Here is an 18,011-nt window from a genome sequence, read left to right on the forward strand (position 1 = left end):
CTCGGCAACCCCTGCCTGATACAGGTTCATCGCCAAGTGGCGCGACCACGATCAGAAAGGGGTTGCCGAGCAGCGGAATGAAAGCCTGGCTGCCCAGCGGATGGCGTTCCAGCATGCAAACGGTCAGCGGCATGTCCTGCGCGTCGGCGCGGAAGATGCTGATGATCGCGTTGTCCTCAGGCTGGGCGGTTTCGACCGTCGAACCGTTGTTGATCATGAAGTGATCGCTGCCGTCGGTTTCGATCACGTCACCGAAAGGGGCGAAGGCTTCTTTGGTCAGCGGTTCAATCGTCAGTGTGCGCATGCTGTTCTTCTTATCCGAATACTATGTTGACTGTTCTGACGCCTTTGCGAGCAGGCTCGCTCCCACATTTGGAATGCAATCCCCTGTGGGAGCGAGCGTGCTCGCGAATGGCTTCACTGCTTACTTAGCGACCTTGCCCAGTACGCGCAGGCGACTCACACCACCATCAGGGAACACGTTCAGACGAATGTGAGTGATCGGGCCAAGTGCCTTGATCTGCTCGACGAAGGTGTGTTCGGCGTGCATTTCCAGCTTCTGGCTTGGCAGCAGTTCGCGCCAGAACAGCGACTGGGTTTCGATCTGGCTGTCGGTGCCGCCTTTCACGAATGCGCCCTGGATCGAGCAGGTGTCCGGGTAGTTGCCCTTGAAGTGCAGGGTGTCGACGATGATTTTTTCGATCTCGCCCGGGTGACCCAGCGCAACGATGACCCAGTCATTGCCCGGAGTACGACGACGTGCAGTTTCCCAGCCGTCGCCCATGTTGATGCCACGGCCCGGGTTGAGGATGTTGCTCATGCGGCCGAAGTGTTCATCGGAGCAGGCGAGGGCGCGGCCACCGTTGAGGGCTGCAGCCAGGTCGACTTGCTCGTTGTCGCCAACAGCAGACCAGTCGCGGAACGGCACGCCATACACGCGTAGACGGGCTACGCCGCCGTCCGGGTAGATGTTGAAGCGCAGGTGGCTGAACGCTTGATCGTGGCTGATTTCGTGGTAGTGGTGGCTGTTGCCCTGCAGCTCGACGGCCGACAGCACTTCAGTCCACTGGGTGTTTTCGTCAGGCTCGCCCGAGGCCAGGAAGCACGCTTCCAGCGAGGCCGATGGCGGGAAGTTGCCGGTGAAGAATGAAGTGTCGATGTCCACGCCTTTGATCGAGCCCGGTACGCCCAAACGAATCACCGCGCTGTCGTAGCCTTCAAAGCGCTTGCGACGCGATTCCCAGCCGTCCATCCACTTGCCGTTGTCATCGAACACGCCCTCCTTCCACACGGCCGGGGTCGGTTGGAACAGACGATTGGCGTCTGCGAACCAGTCATCGGTGACCGAGATGATTTTGGTGCCCAGACGGGCATCGGCCAGGTTGACGAACTTCTCGAAAGGTACGGCGTAAGCTTTCATTCTTCTTGTCTGCCTTTAATAAGTTGGCTGGGGATGCTTGCGAGGCCCTGGGCATTCTCCGCGTCTGACATGCTCGGGCCAGGCTTGCTAAAGAGTCAGTAAACGGAACAGGGCGATCTTGTTGATCTGCGCCAGCGCGCATTTGAATTCGGTGTCGACCGAGTTGTGAATGCGCGTTTCGAACGCTGCGAGGATCTGATGCCGGTTGCTGCCTTTTACCGCCATGATGAAGGGAAACTTGAACTTGGCTTTGTAGGCGTCGTTCAGCTCGGTGAAGCGCTGGAACTCTTCGGCCGTGCATTGGTGAATCCCCGCGCCCGACTGTTCTTCAGTACTGGCCGCGGTCAACTGGCCCTGAACGGCAGCTTTGCCGGCCAGGTCCGGGTGAGCGTTGATCAGTGCCAGTTGGCTGGCATGATCGGCGCTCAACAGGATGTCGCTCATGCGCTGGTGCAGGGTTTCGATCTCGTCGATCGAAGCGTCCGCGCCCAGGTCATAGGCCTTCTCGGCCACCCATGGCGAATGTTCGTAGATGTCGGCGAAGGCTTTGACGAAGGCGTCGCGGCTCAGGGTCGACGGTTGCAGGGTTTGAAAGCGGCTCATTGGGCGGCCTCTTGGTACGGGTGGGTTTCGTGCCAGTGACGTGCGATGTCGACGCGGCGGCTGAACCACACCTGTTCATGACTTTTGGCGTATTCGATAAAGCGTTTGAGCGATGCGAGGCGACCCGGACGGCCGATCAGACGGCAGTGCAGACCGATCGAGAGCATCTTCGGTGCTTCGGCGCCTTCGGCGTACAGCACGTCGAACGCGTCTTTGAGGTATTCGAAGAAATCGTCACCCTTGTTGAAACCCTGCACTTGGGTGAAGCGCATGTCGTTGGTGTCGAGGGTGTACGGGATCACCAGATGCGGCTTGCCGGTCGGGTTGTTCGGTTCCCAGTAAGGCAGGTCGTCGTCGTAGGTGTCGCAGTCGTAGAGGAAACCACCTTCTTCCATCACCAGGCGACGGGTGTTCGGGCCGGTGCGACCGGTGTACCAACCCAGTGGGCGTTCGCCGGTGATTTCGGTGAGGACGCGGATCGCTTCGAGCATGTGCTCGCGTTCCTGCGCTTCATCCATGTACTGGTAGTCGATCCAGCGATAGCCGTGGCTGCAGATCTCGTGGCCGGCATCGACCATCGCACGGATCACATCCGGATGGCGCTGGGCGGCCATGGCAACGGCGAAGATGGTCAGCGGAATGTCGAATGCCTTGAACAGCTTGAGGATCCGCCAGACGCCGGCGCGGCTGCCATACTCGTAAAGCGATTCCATGCTCATGTTGCGCGCGCCTTGCAGCGGCTGAGCGGCAACCATTTCAGACAGGAAGGCTTCGGATTCTTTGTCGCCGTGCAGAATGTTGCGCTCGCCGCCTTCTTCGTAATTGAGTACGAACGACAGGGCGATGCGGGCATTGCCCGGCCAGTGTGGGTGAGGAGGGTTACTGCCGTAACCGATCAGGTCGCGTGGGTAGTCAGCGCTCACTGCAGTCTTCCTTCTTATTCGTTGACAGAGTTGTGTGGCGGCCTGGCAGGCTGGCGTCACAGCGATGGGCTGATTGTATACAACTTTATTCTCAATTTGTAAGCCTGATTTTTTGCATTTTTCACCGACTGTCATCTTTTACGGCCAATGGCGTGAGCCTGCAAGAAACCTGCCTGGTCAGTCAGCTAATGGATCGCAGGCTCAATAGATAAGTGCGTAGGGGGCAGATCCTGGGCAAACGCCCGAGTGTCGGGGGTGAAGTGAAAAATGTCGTTTTTATTGTGTACAATTTTTTTGAAAAGTGTCTTAATCAGTCGCTCGCCGCAACTTTTCGTGCTCCGAATCGGTGCGGTCCCCTTTTCACCTGACTTCGGGAGGCGCGAAGTCTGACTGCTCTTTGCGGCCAGGCGCGCAGAATCAATGGGACGTTTGACAACTCACGTATTGGACGCTGCACACGGTTGCCCGGGCAGCTCGATCAAGGTCGAGCTCTACCGCGTTGAAGGTTCGCACCTGGAATTGGTCGCCAGTGCACTCACCAACAGCGATGGCCGGGTTGATGCGCCGCTGCTGCAAGGCGATGACTATCGTAGCGGGGTTTATCAGGTCCAGTTCCATGCGGGCGACTACTACCGCGCCCGTGGCGTTCAGTTGCCTGAGCCGGCATTTCTGGACGTGGTCGTGCTGCGCTTCGGCATCTCAGCCGAGCAGGATCACTACCATGTGCCATTGTTGATTTCGCCTTACAGCTATTCCACCTATCGGGGCAGCTGACCCCCAAGCAACTGCCCCTACCGGGAAGCGACTGCGCATATAGCTTCTTTGGTCTTTTGCCCGCTCACACTGCGGGCTTTTTTTCGCCAGGTGAGTGCAATCGTACCGCTCACCTGACAGCACCCTTTGAGATATTCTGAATGTTCTCCCAGCGACGCGCCGGAAGAACATCAGTATCAATGATCAGGCAGTGAAATCTTGAATAGATCTGGAGTCTGATGGGGGCATTGATTAAATACTTTCAGGTCGGAGTAACTTATTTTTCGAGACTTATTGCTGTCTAGAATCCACTTGCGCTCCGGTATGTTGAATTTTAGTTTTCCGGTACTGCCATCATTCATTGCAATGTGCTTGACCGGGAGTTCGCGTTGTTTAATGGCAGAAAGTTCCTTGGGAAGCTCGGTTTCAGCATCGACTGGTGGCACAAAAAAACGAGCGTCCAGACCGATAATGGAAAAATTTTCAAAAATGAGATTGACGGTATAAATGACGCCCATTGGCGCAATCACGAGGATTTCGTCAATAAGGTCTTCGGGATGCGAATATTGAGGTACATGAATCGTAGTCGTTCCAATATACAGTTTGTTATTTGCCAGGCTGATTGTGAATTCGCTGAGTTCAGTGGCATCAAGTTCCCAGGTCGTCGAGTTTCTCAACCTGTCTTTGGCGTTGGCCAGCCCGCCGGGAGTCGAAACTCGTAAAACTCTATTGTCAGACAGATGAAGAATATGGACGCCTCCCGCACCCTCTATGTTGTCGATGGCTATCTGTTCGCTCACAGGTAGTACCGTGGCGCAACGAACCAAACGGTCCACCTCCAGCGTCTCGGTTTCGGGGAGTTCAAAAACTGCATCGTCTTTCATTCGTAACGGAAAACGGTAGTCGTGGCTGGTAAGCGTATTTCCGCTGACGCTATGCTTATAGTGTTTCGGTGGGATGGCGTATTGTTTCTCAAGGTTAAGGGTGTGGGCTTTTTCATCCCTGAACACCAGCATGTATCCATGAGTGGACACTTTTTCCATGGCTTGTTTGAGTGCGGCGTCGAGTGTGGTTTCCGTATATTGTCCAAATCCGGAAATCTGCAGCAGATTTTTTCCAAAGTAAAACAGGAAATCACAGGAAACGTTGACTTTGTTTTTGTCGGCTGCCTTGTTCATCTCTGTGGATGGTGTTGTCGCAAATGCCACATGGGCGCTCGTCAATTCGGAACTGTCATAGTCGAGGAATATACGAGTGCCGTAATAAGAGCTGGGGTTGCGTTCGGTTACGAATTGAGTGTGTGAGTTAAAACGCTGAACGTAATAGTGTGTGTTGCGGTCGGTAGGAACACTGCACAGGGATTTGTGGAGGATGACCGTGTTCTCCGGGCGGCCGGCTTTGATGATTTCGGCTTTGATTTCAATGGGGTTGTAGTGTTCTATTGTTTCAGGAAGGTCAGGCTTCAGATAATAACCATCCCTGGTAATAATGGTCAGTTTGTTGTTTTTCAGGGCTCGATGTTCGCCAGACTCTTTGTAAACGTCATCGATGCATACCTTGTAGCGGCGCCCATAATGAAAATCGAACTTTAATATGATAATGAGACGGTGCCTGCGCAATTCCCATTTCTCAATATGATCCATTCTCCAGCCCAGCGAGATAATACTTTCCTCAACACCATCTTCTGTAATGCCTACTGAGCCCTCCGCCAGCGCCACATAATAAAAATCCGCTCCGGATTGGCCGAATGCGGACCCACCACCCTGCAGGTAAATTTGGTCATTACCCGCACCGGCGTAGATTTTGTCATTGCCTCTGGACTTGATTACATTGGATTCATCTGTGCCAGTGACAATACTCGTTCCGCCTGGCAGGGTTTCCACATTTTCAATACTGTCGAGTTGTGCTTTCAAGGAATATTTTTTTGAGCCTTCAATCCACGGTTCCGGACCGGGTGTGAAGACCCGCAAGGTGCCCGCCGACAGGTCGACATCGATGCCCCGACCGGATGTACGAAACAACTGTTCGCCCTCAAGAATCAACGTGTCGCTGCCTGCACCACCCTTAAGTGTGGAAAACTCAGCACTTTCGATATTGCTTTCGAGCACTTGAGCCGCATTCTCGGCGACGAATTTGTCATCTTTATCACCCCCTGTCAGATTCTTTGTCCCCGATCCGTAACAAAAGGTATTGGGTTTTTTCTCGACCCCGATAATCGTGTCGTCTCCCTCACCCATCAGCCAGATAACACCTTTATTTTCCCCTGGGGAGCCGAGTACTGCGCCGGGCGTTTGCGCGGTGACGCCGTTTCGTGCATCAATCGTATCGGCCAGACCCACTACTTCAGGTACGTAGACGATCGGCATGATATCCAGCCCCCATTTTCTTGCTTGCACTCTTCTTTTCTTCAGTCTGTCTTCGTAGTTGCCATGTACGATGGCCTCAGTGGTGTCCTTATGTGTCTGGTCAAGCATGTTTCTGGCTGCCGTATGCAACCGCTTGGCAGTTTCGATTTTTGCTTTGGCAAGTTCGTAGCGATTCTTGATGTCTTGATCGATTTCCATCAACGGCACAAACGAGAACCATCCGGTACGCAAGCGCTCCTCAGCGGTCAGCTCAATGTAGTCGTCGATTTCGTCAACCACACGAACTGCCCCGTAGATTTGTGAGCCGATGGCCATGAATAGACCACATGCAAGGCCGACGGGGCCTGCGGCAGAGAAGCCGGCCATGGCGGCGGCCCCCAGAATGACGGTCATGGCAGCACTGGCAACATTCAAACCTCCGCTGACGTAATGATCCATGGCTTCTTTGCCGGTTTTATTGCTGGCGGCATTGAACTCTTTGACTGCGCTATAGATATCGAACGGTAACGTCAGCGCTCCCCCAGCAAGCCCGCCTGAGCGGCTCAATCTGATTCCGGATCTGGTTTTGACGAAGTCCTTCATCGCACCATTGCCAGCCTCAAGCATGCGCTGCCCGGCTTTGGTGAGGGCAATGTCCGTGACAATCGACCCGACTTCCACCCCGACACCGACACTGTTGAAAATGATTTCATCCTTCTCATTCTTCTGGACGGCATCGTAAATACCCCGAATGCCCATGAAGATGCCGAAGGCCTGAATACCTACGCTTGCGCCGACGGTGGAATGATTTTTGATGATGATCCAGCTTGGACTGCTTTTCTTTTTTGAGTAAGCCACTCGCAGATCAAGATTTTGGGCGGAGTTCAGAAGCCGAGACATTTTTTTGTGGTAGCCACCTTCCTCGACTTTCACACCGGCTTCTTCTCTTATTACCGGAGGAGCAGTGGGCGGGCGCAAGTTGGCCATCTCGAACAGCAGTGAGGGGAGTAGATAGTCACCGCCGAAAGTAGAAATTTTCATGCGTTTCTCGATTTCGGGGTAGCTCAGTTGCAGGGAGTTTACGAATGATCGAGGGGGTGTACGAAACTGAGTGTTATGGCCAGTCAGCGGTTGACCATCAATAGTCGCACCCAAAGCATCCAGGCCGCGTCGAGTTATTGTGTAGGGGCCTATTTTAAAAGGGCCGAACAGATCGTCGAGCATCTTGAGTTGACCGGGTTTACGTCGACTGTTCTCGGGCGCCGTATTATTACCATCGTTGTCGATGTCAGCTTCGAAGTCCATCGTCGAGGCGGTTCGTTCGTTGGCATGAATTCCCATATCGAAAACGGCGATAGCGTCATCTTGTGGGTAGGTTTTTTCAACCGGGATGGGCGTTGACATCTAAACTTCCTTGTTGGTGATGTTTAACTTGAAAAGTATCGCTGGGCGCTGCTGCGGTAAAGCTGGTATTTGATGCAATAAGTTTTTTTGTTTTTTGTTTTTTTCGCAGCAGCTGACGATCGTGCGCTGTTTTTCGCAAGCGTGGTCTGGAAGGATATGACGCAGAGTTAGTGTTATGTGTTTTCTGCCGGGCGGGTCGCTTAATCGTTCTGATCAGCGCTCTCTTATGATGAACAGCGTTGTTTGCCCCAGAGCATCAGTTTGAACACCTCCGAGCAGATAGACAATTTTGTTTGCATCCATGTAACTGGCCAGAGGGTGCTGTTGCTGACCGATCCGGGTCTGCAACATGGCAGAGGTCAGTGTCAACCCCGGGGCGATGGGGCGCTTTAGCCTCCCACCGATAATGTCGGGAAGGTTCAATACGAATGCCGCGTCTATTGTTTCCCGGTGAAACAGCAAAACATCCTCGCTGTGCGGCTCAAATGTGGAACTGATGACATAACCGTCATCCTCCAGCACATGGCTGAACAGCAATCGCAAGCTGGATATTGCAGGCGCCTTTGCATACGCGTTCCAGTGGTGGGGGAATCGTCCTGGATCGAGATCCAGACGCTGCAGGCCCTCTCCCAATACCGCAGGAATTGCCAATGATGTACCGTGGCCTCTGCCTTGTTCGCTGAAGAGGTCGCGCAACATCAACAAGGGGTCAGCGAGTTCGCGTCGCGGGGGTTGCAGGAAGCTCCTGTCCGTCCAGTAGCTAAATGTCTGGTTCAAGACGGCCAACCCATGAGCGGTGATGATTTCGGATCGATTTGCCTGATTGAATATGGCCCGGGCAAGAAAACTTACAGACTGATCCGACAAGTATCTGAACGTCCGGGAAATATATTGAGTGATGGGCATTTCAAAAGGGAAACGCCGGTCCAGGACAATCCACCGATCATTTCTTTTGATCGCCCACTTTGGTTGCAAAGACGGATTGTCGCGGAGCATGTATTCGAAGGCGTCATACAACGCGGGCGAAAACAAAGGATGTTGCAAATAGGCGAGCCGCGAGTCGGAATTGAGCGTCTGCTGGACAATGCGATAATAAAGCTCGTCTATCTCGATGTGTTGGCCCAGTTGCGGTTGAATTCTTTTTCCCCAGTTGCGCCACAGCCCATAAGACAGATTAATGGCTTGCGGGTTGGCTGACAGCAGGCGCTCGGTCAACGTTTGTGTCTGGTGAGGGGCATCATCCAGATGCGGTGGCTTACTTGGGCCCGGTATCGGTTCTTCAGTGTCGGTTGGAAGGCGACGCCTGTCTTGCTGCGAACGCTCTGGTACGGGATCGGTTTCAGGGGCTTTGCGACGCCAGATTTTCGTTCCGGGGATCTGTTCAAAATAGATATCCGGCGAGTAGGTTGTCGTCGCGAATGCTTGCTGATACTCATCGGCGGCGTTTTTACGCACCATGACCGTTCCGTCTACCGTGTCAACGTAGGTTTTGCGATGTTTGTCATGTCTGATTCCGTCCGGCGTGTTCTCTGCGGGAGAGAGTTGGGCCGCGTCCCAAGGGTTCAGGAATACCGGTGCTTCTGGCGGCCGGGGGGCATCAGCGGTGGTATGTGGTCTGTCCGCCTCGGAATCTTTGGTCAGCCAGTCCGGGCGTTCGAAGGTCCAGGTCGGCTGGCGCTCGGATTTGTTCAGGAAAGGGCCAGGCAGCGTCGGCATGAAGTCGAAAGGCACTTGGTATCGGCCGTCGCCTTGGCGCTGGACAAGGATATGCCCCTCATTTTCGACGTGAGCATAGAGCTTGCCATCCGGACTGGTGAAAAGACCGCTGTCAGATCCGAGAGGATTCAACATGTGCAACCGATCGGCAGGCCACGTAATCGAGCGTAGAACGGTACTAACGGTTTTCGGGCGGGTATCAGGCATTTCGCTGACCCTTACAGAAGGCGGCGGCGAAGAGCTCCCGGTATAACCATGAGAGGGAATTGTGGGCGTTTGATTGTCCCCCGGCACTCTCCAGAACGCGCTATCGAAGTTCAGCCGATTACTTTCCAGAGTGCCCGGCGAAGGACTTCTGGGCGTTGGAGGTGTATGGGGCGCAGCTATACCGTGCACAGGCTTCGGTGGTTTGGCCATTAATATATTCTCTCTATTTAAATATAAGGTGCGTATTGTTCGATGCGGCGCTGAGGGCTAGCGCCATAAAGCGGCCACTAAAAAATAATCAAGACGTTTGGCCGATTGCAGTAAAGCATTCGCGCTAAATAGCGAGTTTCATCCCTCCCTCACGACAAAGAGCGTTGGTGTGTAAGGGGTTGATTCTTGTACGCCGCCGATTAAATAGACGATTTCGTTTTGTGCAAGATAACTGTCCAGTTTTTCTTTCTCCGGCGACTTTAGTTTGTTTCGAAACACTGGATTAGTGAGTTCTGAACCAGCAGTCGTGCTACGAGGAACAGTATCGCCGGTGAAGCGCGGAAGTTTTAATACGAACACCGCGGCAACACCTTGCCGGTGAAATATCAAAGCGTCTTCGCTGTGCTGCCGCGTGGAAGGGTTGATGCTATAGCCGCTCTGTTGCAGGACGAAACTGAACAAGTTATGCAAACCGGCGCTGGTCGGTGCGGCCGTGTAGGTGCCCCATTCCTGGGGAAAGCGCTGTGGATCAAAGTCCAAGCGCTGCAGAAGATCGGAGCCTTGGGCAGGCAGAGTTAGCAATCCGCCCGGCACGAGAGGGGAGGGCTGTGTTTGCAGCTTTGGCAACATCACCAACGGATCGGAAAGACTGTGCAAGACTTTCTCGTTAGTGACCCGGTCTGTCCAGTGACGGAGTGTCAGGGCCATCACCGAGATTCCATGGGCGTTGATCCCTTCAGGTCGGCTGGCTCGCGTAAATACGCCTCGGGCGACAGCGCTGGCCGAATGTTCCGACAGATAGTTGAAAGCGTCGCAGACGTATTGCGTCAAGGGTTTGGTAAACGGCGGATGGTTATCCAGAACTTTCCATTGGCCATCCCGTTTCAGCGCCCATTTTGGTTGGCGCGAAGGCTCATCGCGCAACATGTTTTCGAATGCGTCGAAGTGATCAGGTACGAATGCTGGATGTTGCAAATAGACCAGTCCGGTCTCTGGGCGTAAACCTTGGCTTACGATCACATAGTGCTGTCCGTCTATTTCGACAGACTCGCCTGTTTCCGGTCCTATGGATTTTCCCCAGTTTTTCCATTGGCCCAAGGACAAGTCCAGTGCGCTCGATTGTTGATGAAAAAGATTCTGCACCAGTGCACCGGCATCGGTCGCGACATGGGTTTCATCCGACACACGGAAGCGTTTACTTGGGCCCGCCGTTACTTCGGGCGTGTCGGCAAGGGCTTGATCAATCTCAGGGAGAGGGCGTTTCGAGGGGGTGTTGACAGGTTCAATTTGGCGCCAGAGGGTTGTATCGGGAATTTGTTCAACCCATTCACCGGACGGGCTCGATTCCCCTGCGTGGGTCTGGCGGTAACCGCCCTTGTCTTTGCGCACCATGACGATTCCTCCTTCCATTTCGACATATGCCTTTTTGAACTTGTCGTAGCGGATGCCTTCCGATGTGGCTGGATTTCTTTTCAGGTGGGCGGCCGATTTGTCATCGATGAATACCGGATGCTTTGGCCTGTCGCCAAGCGATGTATCGACAACCGGAACCTGATGGGGGGGTGGTGTGTCCTGGGTTCGCGCCACGGTTGCAGTGTGCCGCGAGGGCTGTGGATCTGGCAGGCGATTGATGATGACACTGGCGCGCGGGATGGATGTCCCTGGCGAGGCGATGGATGAGTGGGCAGTCGATATCGGATCCCCACCTACAGCGCCTGAGACGGATAAGGTGGGGTCGCTGTGGGTACCTGTAAGCGGCGACGGGCTTCTTGGTGTTGTCGTAGACGTCTGCGGCGAAGGCGAGCCTGGCGTTTTCTTGGATGGCTTTAACATTGCGTTGCTCCGATGAATTGTGGATTCATTTATCCGAAAGGACGCGCCGGGCAATAGAAGCGCAACTGCGAGGTTGCCTGCGGCGAGTCTTCAAGGGAGCGATGTTCAGTAAAATGGCGTCAGCGCGTGCGGTATATATGTCTTGATCCAAAAACAATGATGCAAGGCATTACCGGTTTGTAGAGGGCCGATATGACGCTCCCCTCGCCGTTGGCGGGCGAGGGGAGAACGACAGTCAGCGCTCTCTTATAATGACCACCGCTACCGGATTCGACGCAACCTTCGCCACCCCGCCTACCAGCCAGACCACTTTGTTTTGGGCCTCGGCGGTCTGAAGAGCGAGCAAGGCGGCACTGCCGATTCTTTGTGGCAAATTCGGATCAGCGAGTTCGTTGCCCGGGGTATGCGATAGACCTGGATCTCCGACCGTTCCCAGTTTGAGATAAAAGACCTCTTGATGATTTGTGCGTCTGAATACCAACGTAGGACTGCGGTGTTCATATGTCAGGGGAAAGATGTCGTAGCCGCTGCGAACCAGCAATGCGCCGACGAGGCGTCTGAGATTGAGGTCGCTTGGATAGGTCAGGTAGTGACGCCATTCGACCGGAAAGTGTGTTGGATCGAAGGTCAGCCGTTGTAAATCTCCATCACCCTGGGGGCGCAGCGGAAGGATCCTTTTGTTTCCGATATCCACGGATGTCACCACGGGCAGCATGTTCATCGGATCTGCGTAAGCGGGTGCGGTGGGAAACGGTTTTTGGTTCCACTGGTGCAAGACAGCCTGAATGTTGATCAGTCCGGTGCCTGTGATGGTGGGCGAGTTATCGGAGAGTTCAAACAGTTTCCTGGCGACGGCCCGCGAAGTGAAATCAGAGAAGTCCGGAAATGTATCGGCTACGGATTGCGACAGGGGCTTTTCAAAAAAACGTTTACCGGGACGGATTTCCCCCGGCTCGGTACCGATACGAAACGTTGCCACCGGTTGGCGTTCGGGATTTGTTTGCAGCATCTGCTCAAAGGCATCGAAATGTGTCGGAACAAATTCGGGGTGCTGTAGAAAGTACACTTTGGGCAGGCTGTTGGGGGCAGAGCCGATGGGCACGATGGGATAATGGAGCCAGCCGAGCTGGATGGAATCTGCGGATGATGGTGGGTTCAGATCGCCCCATGGTAACCAGAAGTAGGGTGTCTGGACCGATGAGGCACTGTTGTCGTTCACCGGCGGTGTAGAGTCCTCGGGCTCATTGAGTCGCGGTCGCTTGCTCGGGCCGGGCGAGGGTTCGTCAAATTCGGCGACGGCGCGAAGAGGGTCTGGTGCGAAGCTTTCGTCTGTTGTCGTGCTCTGCGCTTTTCGGCGCCAGAGTTTTGTCCCGGGAATGTGTTCAAAAAAAATGGCGGGTGAGTCACTTGTCGTGGCAAAGGCTTGCTGATATTCGCCATCGGCGTTTTGACGCACCATGACGGTTCCTTCTGCCGTATCGACATAGGTCTGTTTGAGCTTGTTGTAGCGGATTCCGTTCGCTGAGAGTTCAGCTTTGCTCAGCTTTGCTGCGTTTTCTGGTGAAAGGTAGGACGGTGTTTGCGGTTTTACGGCTTCAGCGCCCGAAGTCCGAGTAAGTTGCCAGCCCGGTTGTTCGATGCGCCAACTGGCCTGGCCTTGATTTTTCGTCAGAATCGGGCCTGGAACGCCCGGTGCAAAGGAGAGTGGAACGTAATATTGTCCTTGCCGATTCTGTTCTACAACGAACTGGCCCTCTGTTCCGATCTGGGCGTAGGTTCGCAGATCCGGCCCAGTGAACAATCCTGTGTTGTCTGCAAGCGGCACCAACTCGTTGAATCGGCTTTGAGGCCAGGCAATCTGGCTGCGAGCGGTGATGTAGCTATCAAGTTCGGCACCAGGCATCCTGCTCACTGTGACGTTGGCTACACGAGAGGTGGCGTCTTGAGAGATATTCGGAAAGTGCTGTGCGGACGTTGAATCGATGCCAGGCAGGTATACGTCCGGAAGGTGTGTTGTACCGCGGTTATCTGAGAGATAGTCCACAGATCGGGTCGTTGTACTTGTTGTACTTGTTGTACTTGTTGTACTCGTTGTACTCGTTGTACTCGTAGTACCGGATCCAGTTGTAGTAACAGGCGCTTTTTTTGTTGGCTTGATCATATAGGTTTATTCCATCCATTGGATTTTTTGAAAGCGGGAGAAACTGCCTTTTCGTGGCGTTCAGGCGCAGCCGATCAACGCGCGGTAATGCCTGAGCGCTTCAACCGCCGAGTGCGCAATAAGTTGTCGGTTTTAAATCGATTTTTGTGTGTTGGTGGGGCAGGCTAATTTATGGCGAAACCTGGCGTTGATAGACCCGGTGTCTGATGGGTGCAGCGATTCAAGACCTGCAGTTTCGCGTAATCAACAACTTCGCTGTCCAGCAGCCAACGGCGTCTGGCAAAGCTATAGCTGAGTATTCCGGCTCGATTGTCGATCACACTGATATGTCTGACCCTGATGTCCTTGTCGGCAATGGCGATGAATTCTTCGGGCAACGCTGTGGCCCAGTCGTCGGGGGCTTCGAAAAATCTGGCATCGAGGCCATCGAAATAAATTGTGTCGAAGGAGAGGTCGACAGTTTTGACAATGCCTTTCGCAGTGACGACACGCACTTGATCGACAAGATCTTCACTGTCGTAGTCTGGTAGATAGACCGTACACGTTCCAATCTGCAGTTGATTTTTCTCCAGTTTTATTTCGACATTGCCCAGTGCGCTGGCATCGAACTCCCACGTGGACGAAAAGCGCAATCTGTTGTTGGCCTTTGCCAGTGCGCCTGGCGTAGCGATTCTGATTATTAGGTCTGCCGCGAGATGGATCAGATATGTCGCCCCGTCACCTAGCAGACTTTCGATCGCGGTTTGTTCAGGATAAGACGTCAGCGTGGCGCAGGCGGATCTGGCGCTCAGTTGATAGGCTTCGTTCACGGGAAGTTCAAACAGGTACAGACCTGCGCGGTATTGCTCTGGAAGAGGGATCCGGGTTTTCCACTTCGTGAATGCGTACACCTTATAGTTTGCAGCCACGGGAGGCACGTCAGTTTTCAGTGTGAGATGAGCATTGAAAGCGACGCCGTCACTGAATGCAAAAACATATTGATGATCGGGGTAGAGCGCCATGGTTCTTAGCGTTTTCACGCTATTCATTGGATCGTTTCCACCCCTTGCCTGCGCGAACAACTTGATTGTTAATGTCTTTTTCCCAAAGTAATAGACCAGATCGCAACCCATTAACAGATCATGTTTTTTTGCCGATATTCTCGCCAGGAAGTGTGCTTCTGATTTAGTCAGTTCATCACTCGCGAAGTCCAGAAAAATTCTGGTGACAGCGTTGGTACGCTTTACTGCGTAAAACCGGGTGTGTTGTTGAGTTCTTGGAATGTAATAGCTGGCATCGTTGTTGTGCCGGATTATGCAATCGGATGTGTAAAGAATGACCGGACTTTGCGGTCGTCCTTTGCGGGTGATGACCACCTCGACGTCGATGGGTCTTTCGCTTTTGATTGATTCAGGAAGCTCAGGTACCAGATAAAAGCCGTCCTCGGTAATGAAGGTGAGTTTGTTGTTCTTTAATTGATAATCGTCACCGAGCCGTTTGTAGATGTCACGGATGATGACCTTGCTTCTGGGCCTGTCGTGGAAATCGAATTTCGAAGTGATGACCAGCGCGCTCTTCTCGATGATCCAGCTTTCAATCAGATCCATTCGCCAATTCAAGACAATGACGCTTTCTTGCTTACCGTCTTCGATGATGCAAATGCAGCCCGCTTCATGGGCAATGAAATACTCGTCTGCTCCGGATTCACCCGATGCCGTTGCACCTTTGTGAATCAAATGAATCTGGTCGTTTCCTGCACCAGCTCTGATGGTGTCGATGCCACGGGACTTGATGATGTTGCGTTGTGCTGTACCGGTGACGGTGCTTGTGGCATGCGCGACGGTTTCAACATTCTCGATACTTTCCAGAACGCTGTGGAGCGTACGTTTTTTTCCGCCTTCGGCCGATGGATCAGGGGTGATTACCTGGAGCCTCCCCGCCACCAGGTCGATGTCATACCCGGGTTGCTCCGCAGCACTAAGGTTATAAAGGCCGCCAAGGGACAAAGTGTCGTTGCCTGCTCCGCCCTTCAATGTCGAATAATGGTCATCCCTGGAAACATTCTTGAGTCGATCGGCAGCGCCTTCGAAGACGAATCGATCGTCTTTGTCCCCCCCTGTCAGCTCTTTTCTTCCGGTCTTGTAAAAAAAGGCGTTTGGTTTTTTTTCAACCCCTCGGATTGAGTCTTTACCGTCACTGATGAACCACAGGACCGCTTTGTGCTCTGCCGCGGAGCCCAGTTGCGCGCCCGGAGTGGCACCGCTAACACCTTCGCGGGCGTCAATGGTGTCATCGACTCCTGTTATTTGTGGAAGATTGACGGTTTGCCACCGGTCTTGTTTAGTCCACCAGTTACGTGCCCATATCCGAGTCGGCTTGAGGTTGACCTCAAAAGCACCATGAACGATGGCTTCGGTGGTGTCCTTCAGCTCGCCATCCAGCAGTTTCTTTGCCGCGTCCTTCATTTTCCTGGAGTGCTCGACCCTGGTTTTGGCAATGCTGTAGCGATCCTGCACATCGGCGTCAGGATCCATGAAACAGAACGAGAACCAGCCTGTGCGCCAGCGCTCATTGGTGGTGAGTTCGATGTAATCGTCAATATCGTCCACCAGTCTTACGGCAGCGTAAGCCTGAGCGCCAATGGCCAGAATCGCTCCCGCCGCGAGTCCGACCGGACCTGCAAAAGAAAAGCCTGCCATCGCTGCGCTGCCGAGTATCAGGGTCATGGCGGCACTCGTTAGGCTCAAACCGGCACTGATGTAATGATCCAGCGCTTCTTTCCCGGTTGCATTGTCTGCAGCGGTCAAGGATGTGACCGCGGCATGTAAATCGAAAGGCAGCGTCAGCGCTCCCCCGATCAACCCACCGGAACGACCCAATCTCACGGCGAATCGGGTTTTGGCGAAGTCCTTGTAGGCAAATTGGCCAACCTTGATCATTTGCGTGGCCATTTTAGTCACGGCCATGTCTACAGTTATGGAGCCCACTTCAGAGGTGATGCCCGCGCTATTGATTACGGCTTGCGCGGTGTCACTGTTTCTGACCGCATCGACCACCCCGCGCAAACCCATGAATATTCCAAAGGCTTGAATCCCGACACTTGAGCCGAGCAGGCAGTCGCTCTTGATCATTGACACCCAGCGAGGGCTGCTCTTGGACAGGTAGGCATGACGCAAATCGAGTTTTTGCGCGGAGCCTAGAAGTTTCGCAAGTGTGCTGTGGTATGTACCCTGATCAACATCGCTCGTGGGATTGTTTCCAAGCATCGGCGGGGCGTCTAATGGACGTCGGCTGGCAATTTCGAACAGCAGCGACGACAACAGGTAGCCCTCCGTGACCGTAGTTGATTTCATTCGGGTTTCTATATCGGGCGAGCTGAACTGTAACGAGTTGATGAAGGAGCGCTTGGGCGTTCGAAAGAAAGTGTTCTGACCATTCAGGTGTTGTCCGCCCGTCGTTGCGCCCAAAACGTCCAGGGAAACTCGTGTAATTGAAATAGAGCCGATATGAAGTGGACCGAACAGATCGTCGACGATTTTCAGCTGTTGTGTTTGGCGTTTGTTCGCGGTGGCGATTTCGCCATCAAAATCGATGGTCGAAGCTGTGCGCTCATTGGCATGAAAGCCTATATCGGTGATTACTACGGAGTCAGTTTGCTGGAACGAATCCGGTGTAAAAGTGGCCATTTGAACATCCTTGTTCTGCCCAATTATTTGTCGAATAGCGCGGTTATATTAGGTTTTGTTTTTTAGAGTTGTACATCCATGGGTTGTTGCGTTGTATTTCGCCCGACGCGGCAAGTTGAAATGCCCTTTAAATATCTCAGTGGCTGCTGAGTAACGATACGGCTCCTGCACTACCGAACAAACCGGCGCTGATCCGGTTGAACCAACTTTGTCCCTTGCCGCTGCGCAGATAGCGCGCAGCACCATGGGCGCCCAGTCCGTAGGCCAGTTTGCACAGCAGGTCCAGCAAGGTCCAGGTTGCAATCATCACCAGTAACTGCGGCAGGAAAGGCTGTTCGGCGCTGAGGAACTGTGGCAGAAACGCGGCGAAGAACAGAATGTCTTTCGGATTGCTCGCGCCCAGCACGAACGCGCGCCCGAACAGTGCACGAAAACGTGGGACAGCCGTCGCTTGTGGCACTTCGGCGCCTGTCGAAGGCTGGCGCGACTGCTGCCAGCTCTGCCAGGCAAGATAGAACAGGTAAAATGCGCCGATGATTTTCAGCGCGCTGAACAACTGTTCCGAAGCCAGTAGCAGGGCCCCCAGGCCAAGCGCGGATGCGCTGAGCAAACAGATCGAAGCAATCACGCCGCCGAGAAACGCCGGGTAAGAGCGCCGCAAACCGTAATTCAGGCTGTTGCTGATCATCAGCAACGACAGTGGCCCCGGAATCAGGATCACCACCAGTGCAGCGCCGCTGAACAGCAGCCAGGTTTCCAGACTCATCACTT

General features: G+C 53.8%; 11 protein-coding genes. 1 reads left to right on the forward strand and 10 read right to left on the reverse strand.

All coding sequences use genetic code 11. From position 1 onward, the window contains the following. The 4 genes from ACIOWA_RS02910 to puuE all read right to left on the reverse strand — a co-directional run. Nucleotides 1–304: ureidoglycolate lyase (locus ACIOWA_RS02910; protein ID WP_401158093.1), on the reverse strand; the 304-nt coding region annotated here is incomplete at its 3' end. A gap of 120 nt (nt 305–424) precedes the next feature. Beyond that, nucleotides 425–1,420: an allantoicase gene (gene alc / locus ACIOWA_RS02915; protein ID WP_401158095.1), complete on the reverse strand. Its 996-nt coding sequence runs from the start codon at nt 1,418–1,420 to the stop codon at nt 425–427. Nucleotides 1,421–1,507: 87 nt separating this feature from the next. After that, nucleotides 1,508–2,023, reverse strand: a complete 516-nt coding sequence (gene uraD / locus ACIOWA_RS02920; protein WP_339433963.1) for a 2-oxo-4-hydroxy-4-carboxy-5-ureidoimidazoline decarboxylase — start codon at nt 2,021–2,023, stop codon at nt 1,508–1,510. Beyond that, complete coding sequence (puuE, locus tag ACIOWA_RS02925) at nt 2,020–2,946, reverse strand: allantoinase PuuE (RefSeq protein WP_339466485.1); 927 nt, start codon at nt 2,944–2,946, stop codon at nt 2,020–2,022. Before puuE ends, uraD begins: the two co-directional genes overlap by 4 nt. Before the next feature lie 420 nt (nt 2,947–3,366). On the opposite strand from puuE, the gene uraH reads away from it, so the two are divergent. Further along, entirely contained in the window at nt 3,367–3,720 is a 354-nt protein-coding gene (uraH, locus tag ACIOWA_RS02930) for a hydroxyisourate hydrolase (protein WP_339433965.1), read from the forward strand. Between the two features lie 176 nt (nt 3,721–3,896). Here the strand turns inward: uraH and ACIOWA_RS02935 are convergent, their stop codons facing one another. The 6 genes from ACIOWA_RS02935 to ACIOWA_RS02960 form a co-directional block, all read right to left on the reverse strand. Next, nucleotides 3,897–7,448: a calcium-binding protein gene (locus tag ACIOWA_RS02935; RefSeq protein ID WP_401158098.1), complete on the reverse strand. Its 3,552-nt coding sequence runs from the start codon at nt 7,446–7,448 to the stop codon at nt 3,897–3,899. Nucleotides 7,449–7,661: 213 nt separating this feature from the next. Next, nucleotides 7,662–9,371 (reverse strand): hypothetical protein, encoded by a 1,710-nt coding sequence (locus tag ACIOWA_RS02940; RefSeq protein ID WP_401158100.1) that lies wholly within the window; start codon nt 9,369–9,371, stop codon nt 7,662–7,664. Between the two features lie 348 nt (nt 9,372–9,719). Beyond that, a complete protein-coding gene (locus tag ACIOWA_RS02945; protein WP_401158102.1) occupies nt 9,720–11,414 on the reverse strand; it encodes a hypothetical protein in 1,695 nt (564 codons plus the stop codon). 235 nt (nt 11,415–11,649) lie between these two features. Next, nucleotides 11,650–13,317, reverse strand: a complete 1,668-nt coding sequence (locus tag ACIOWA_RS02950) for a hypothetical protein (protein WP_401158104.1) — start codon at nt 13,315–13,317, stop codon at nt 11,650–11,652. Between the two features lie 422 nt (nt 13,318–13,739). After that, on the reverse strand, nt 13,740–17,240 hold the full coding sequence (locus ACIOWA_RS02955) for a calcium-binding protein (protein WP_339433857.1): 3,501 nt from the start codon (nt 17,238–17,240) through the stop codon (nt 13,740–13,742). A 136-nt stretch (nt 17,241–17,376) separates the two neighbouring features. Beyond that, complete coding sequence (locus ACIOWA_RS02960; RefSeq protein ID WP_339433858.1) at nt 17,377–18,006, reverse strand: LysE family translocator; 630 nt, start codon at nt 18,004–18,006, stop codon at nt 17,377–17,379. Nucleotides 18,007–18,011 lie beyond the last annotated feature (5 nt).

This window comes from Pseudomonas sp. NPDC087614 (genome assembly GCF_044743485.1).
In the GTDB taxonomy this organism is placed as follows: domain Bacteria; phylum Pseudomonadota; class Gammaproteobacteria; order Pseudomonadales; family Pseudomonadaceae; genus Aquipseudomonas; species Aquipseudomonas baetica_A.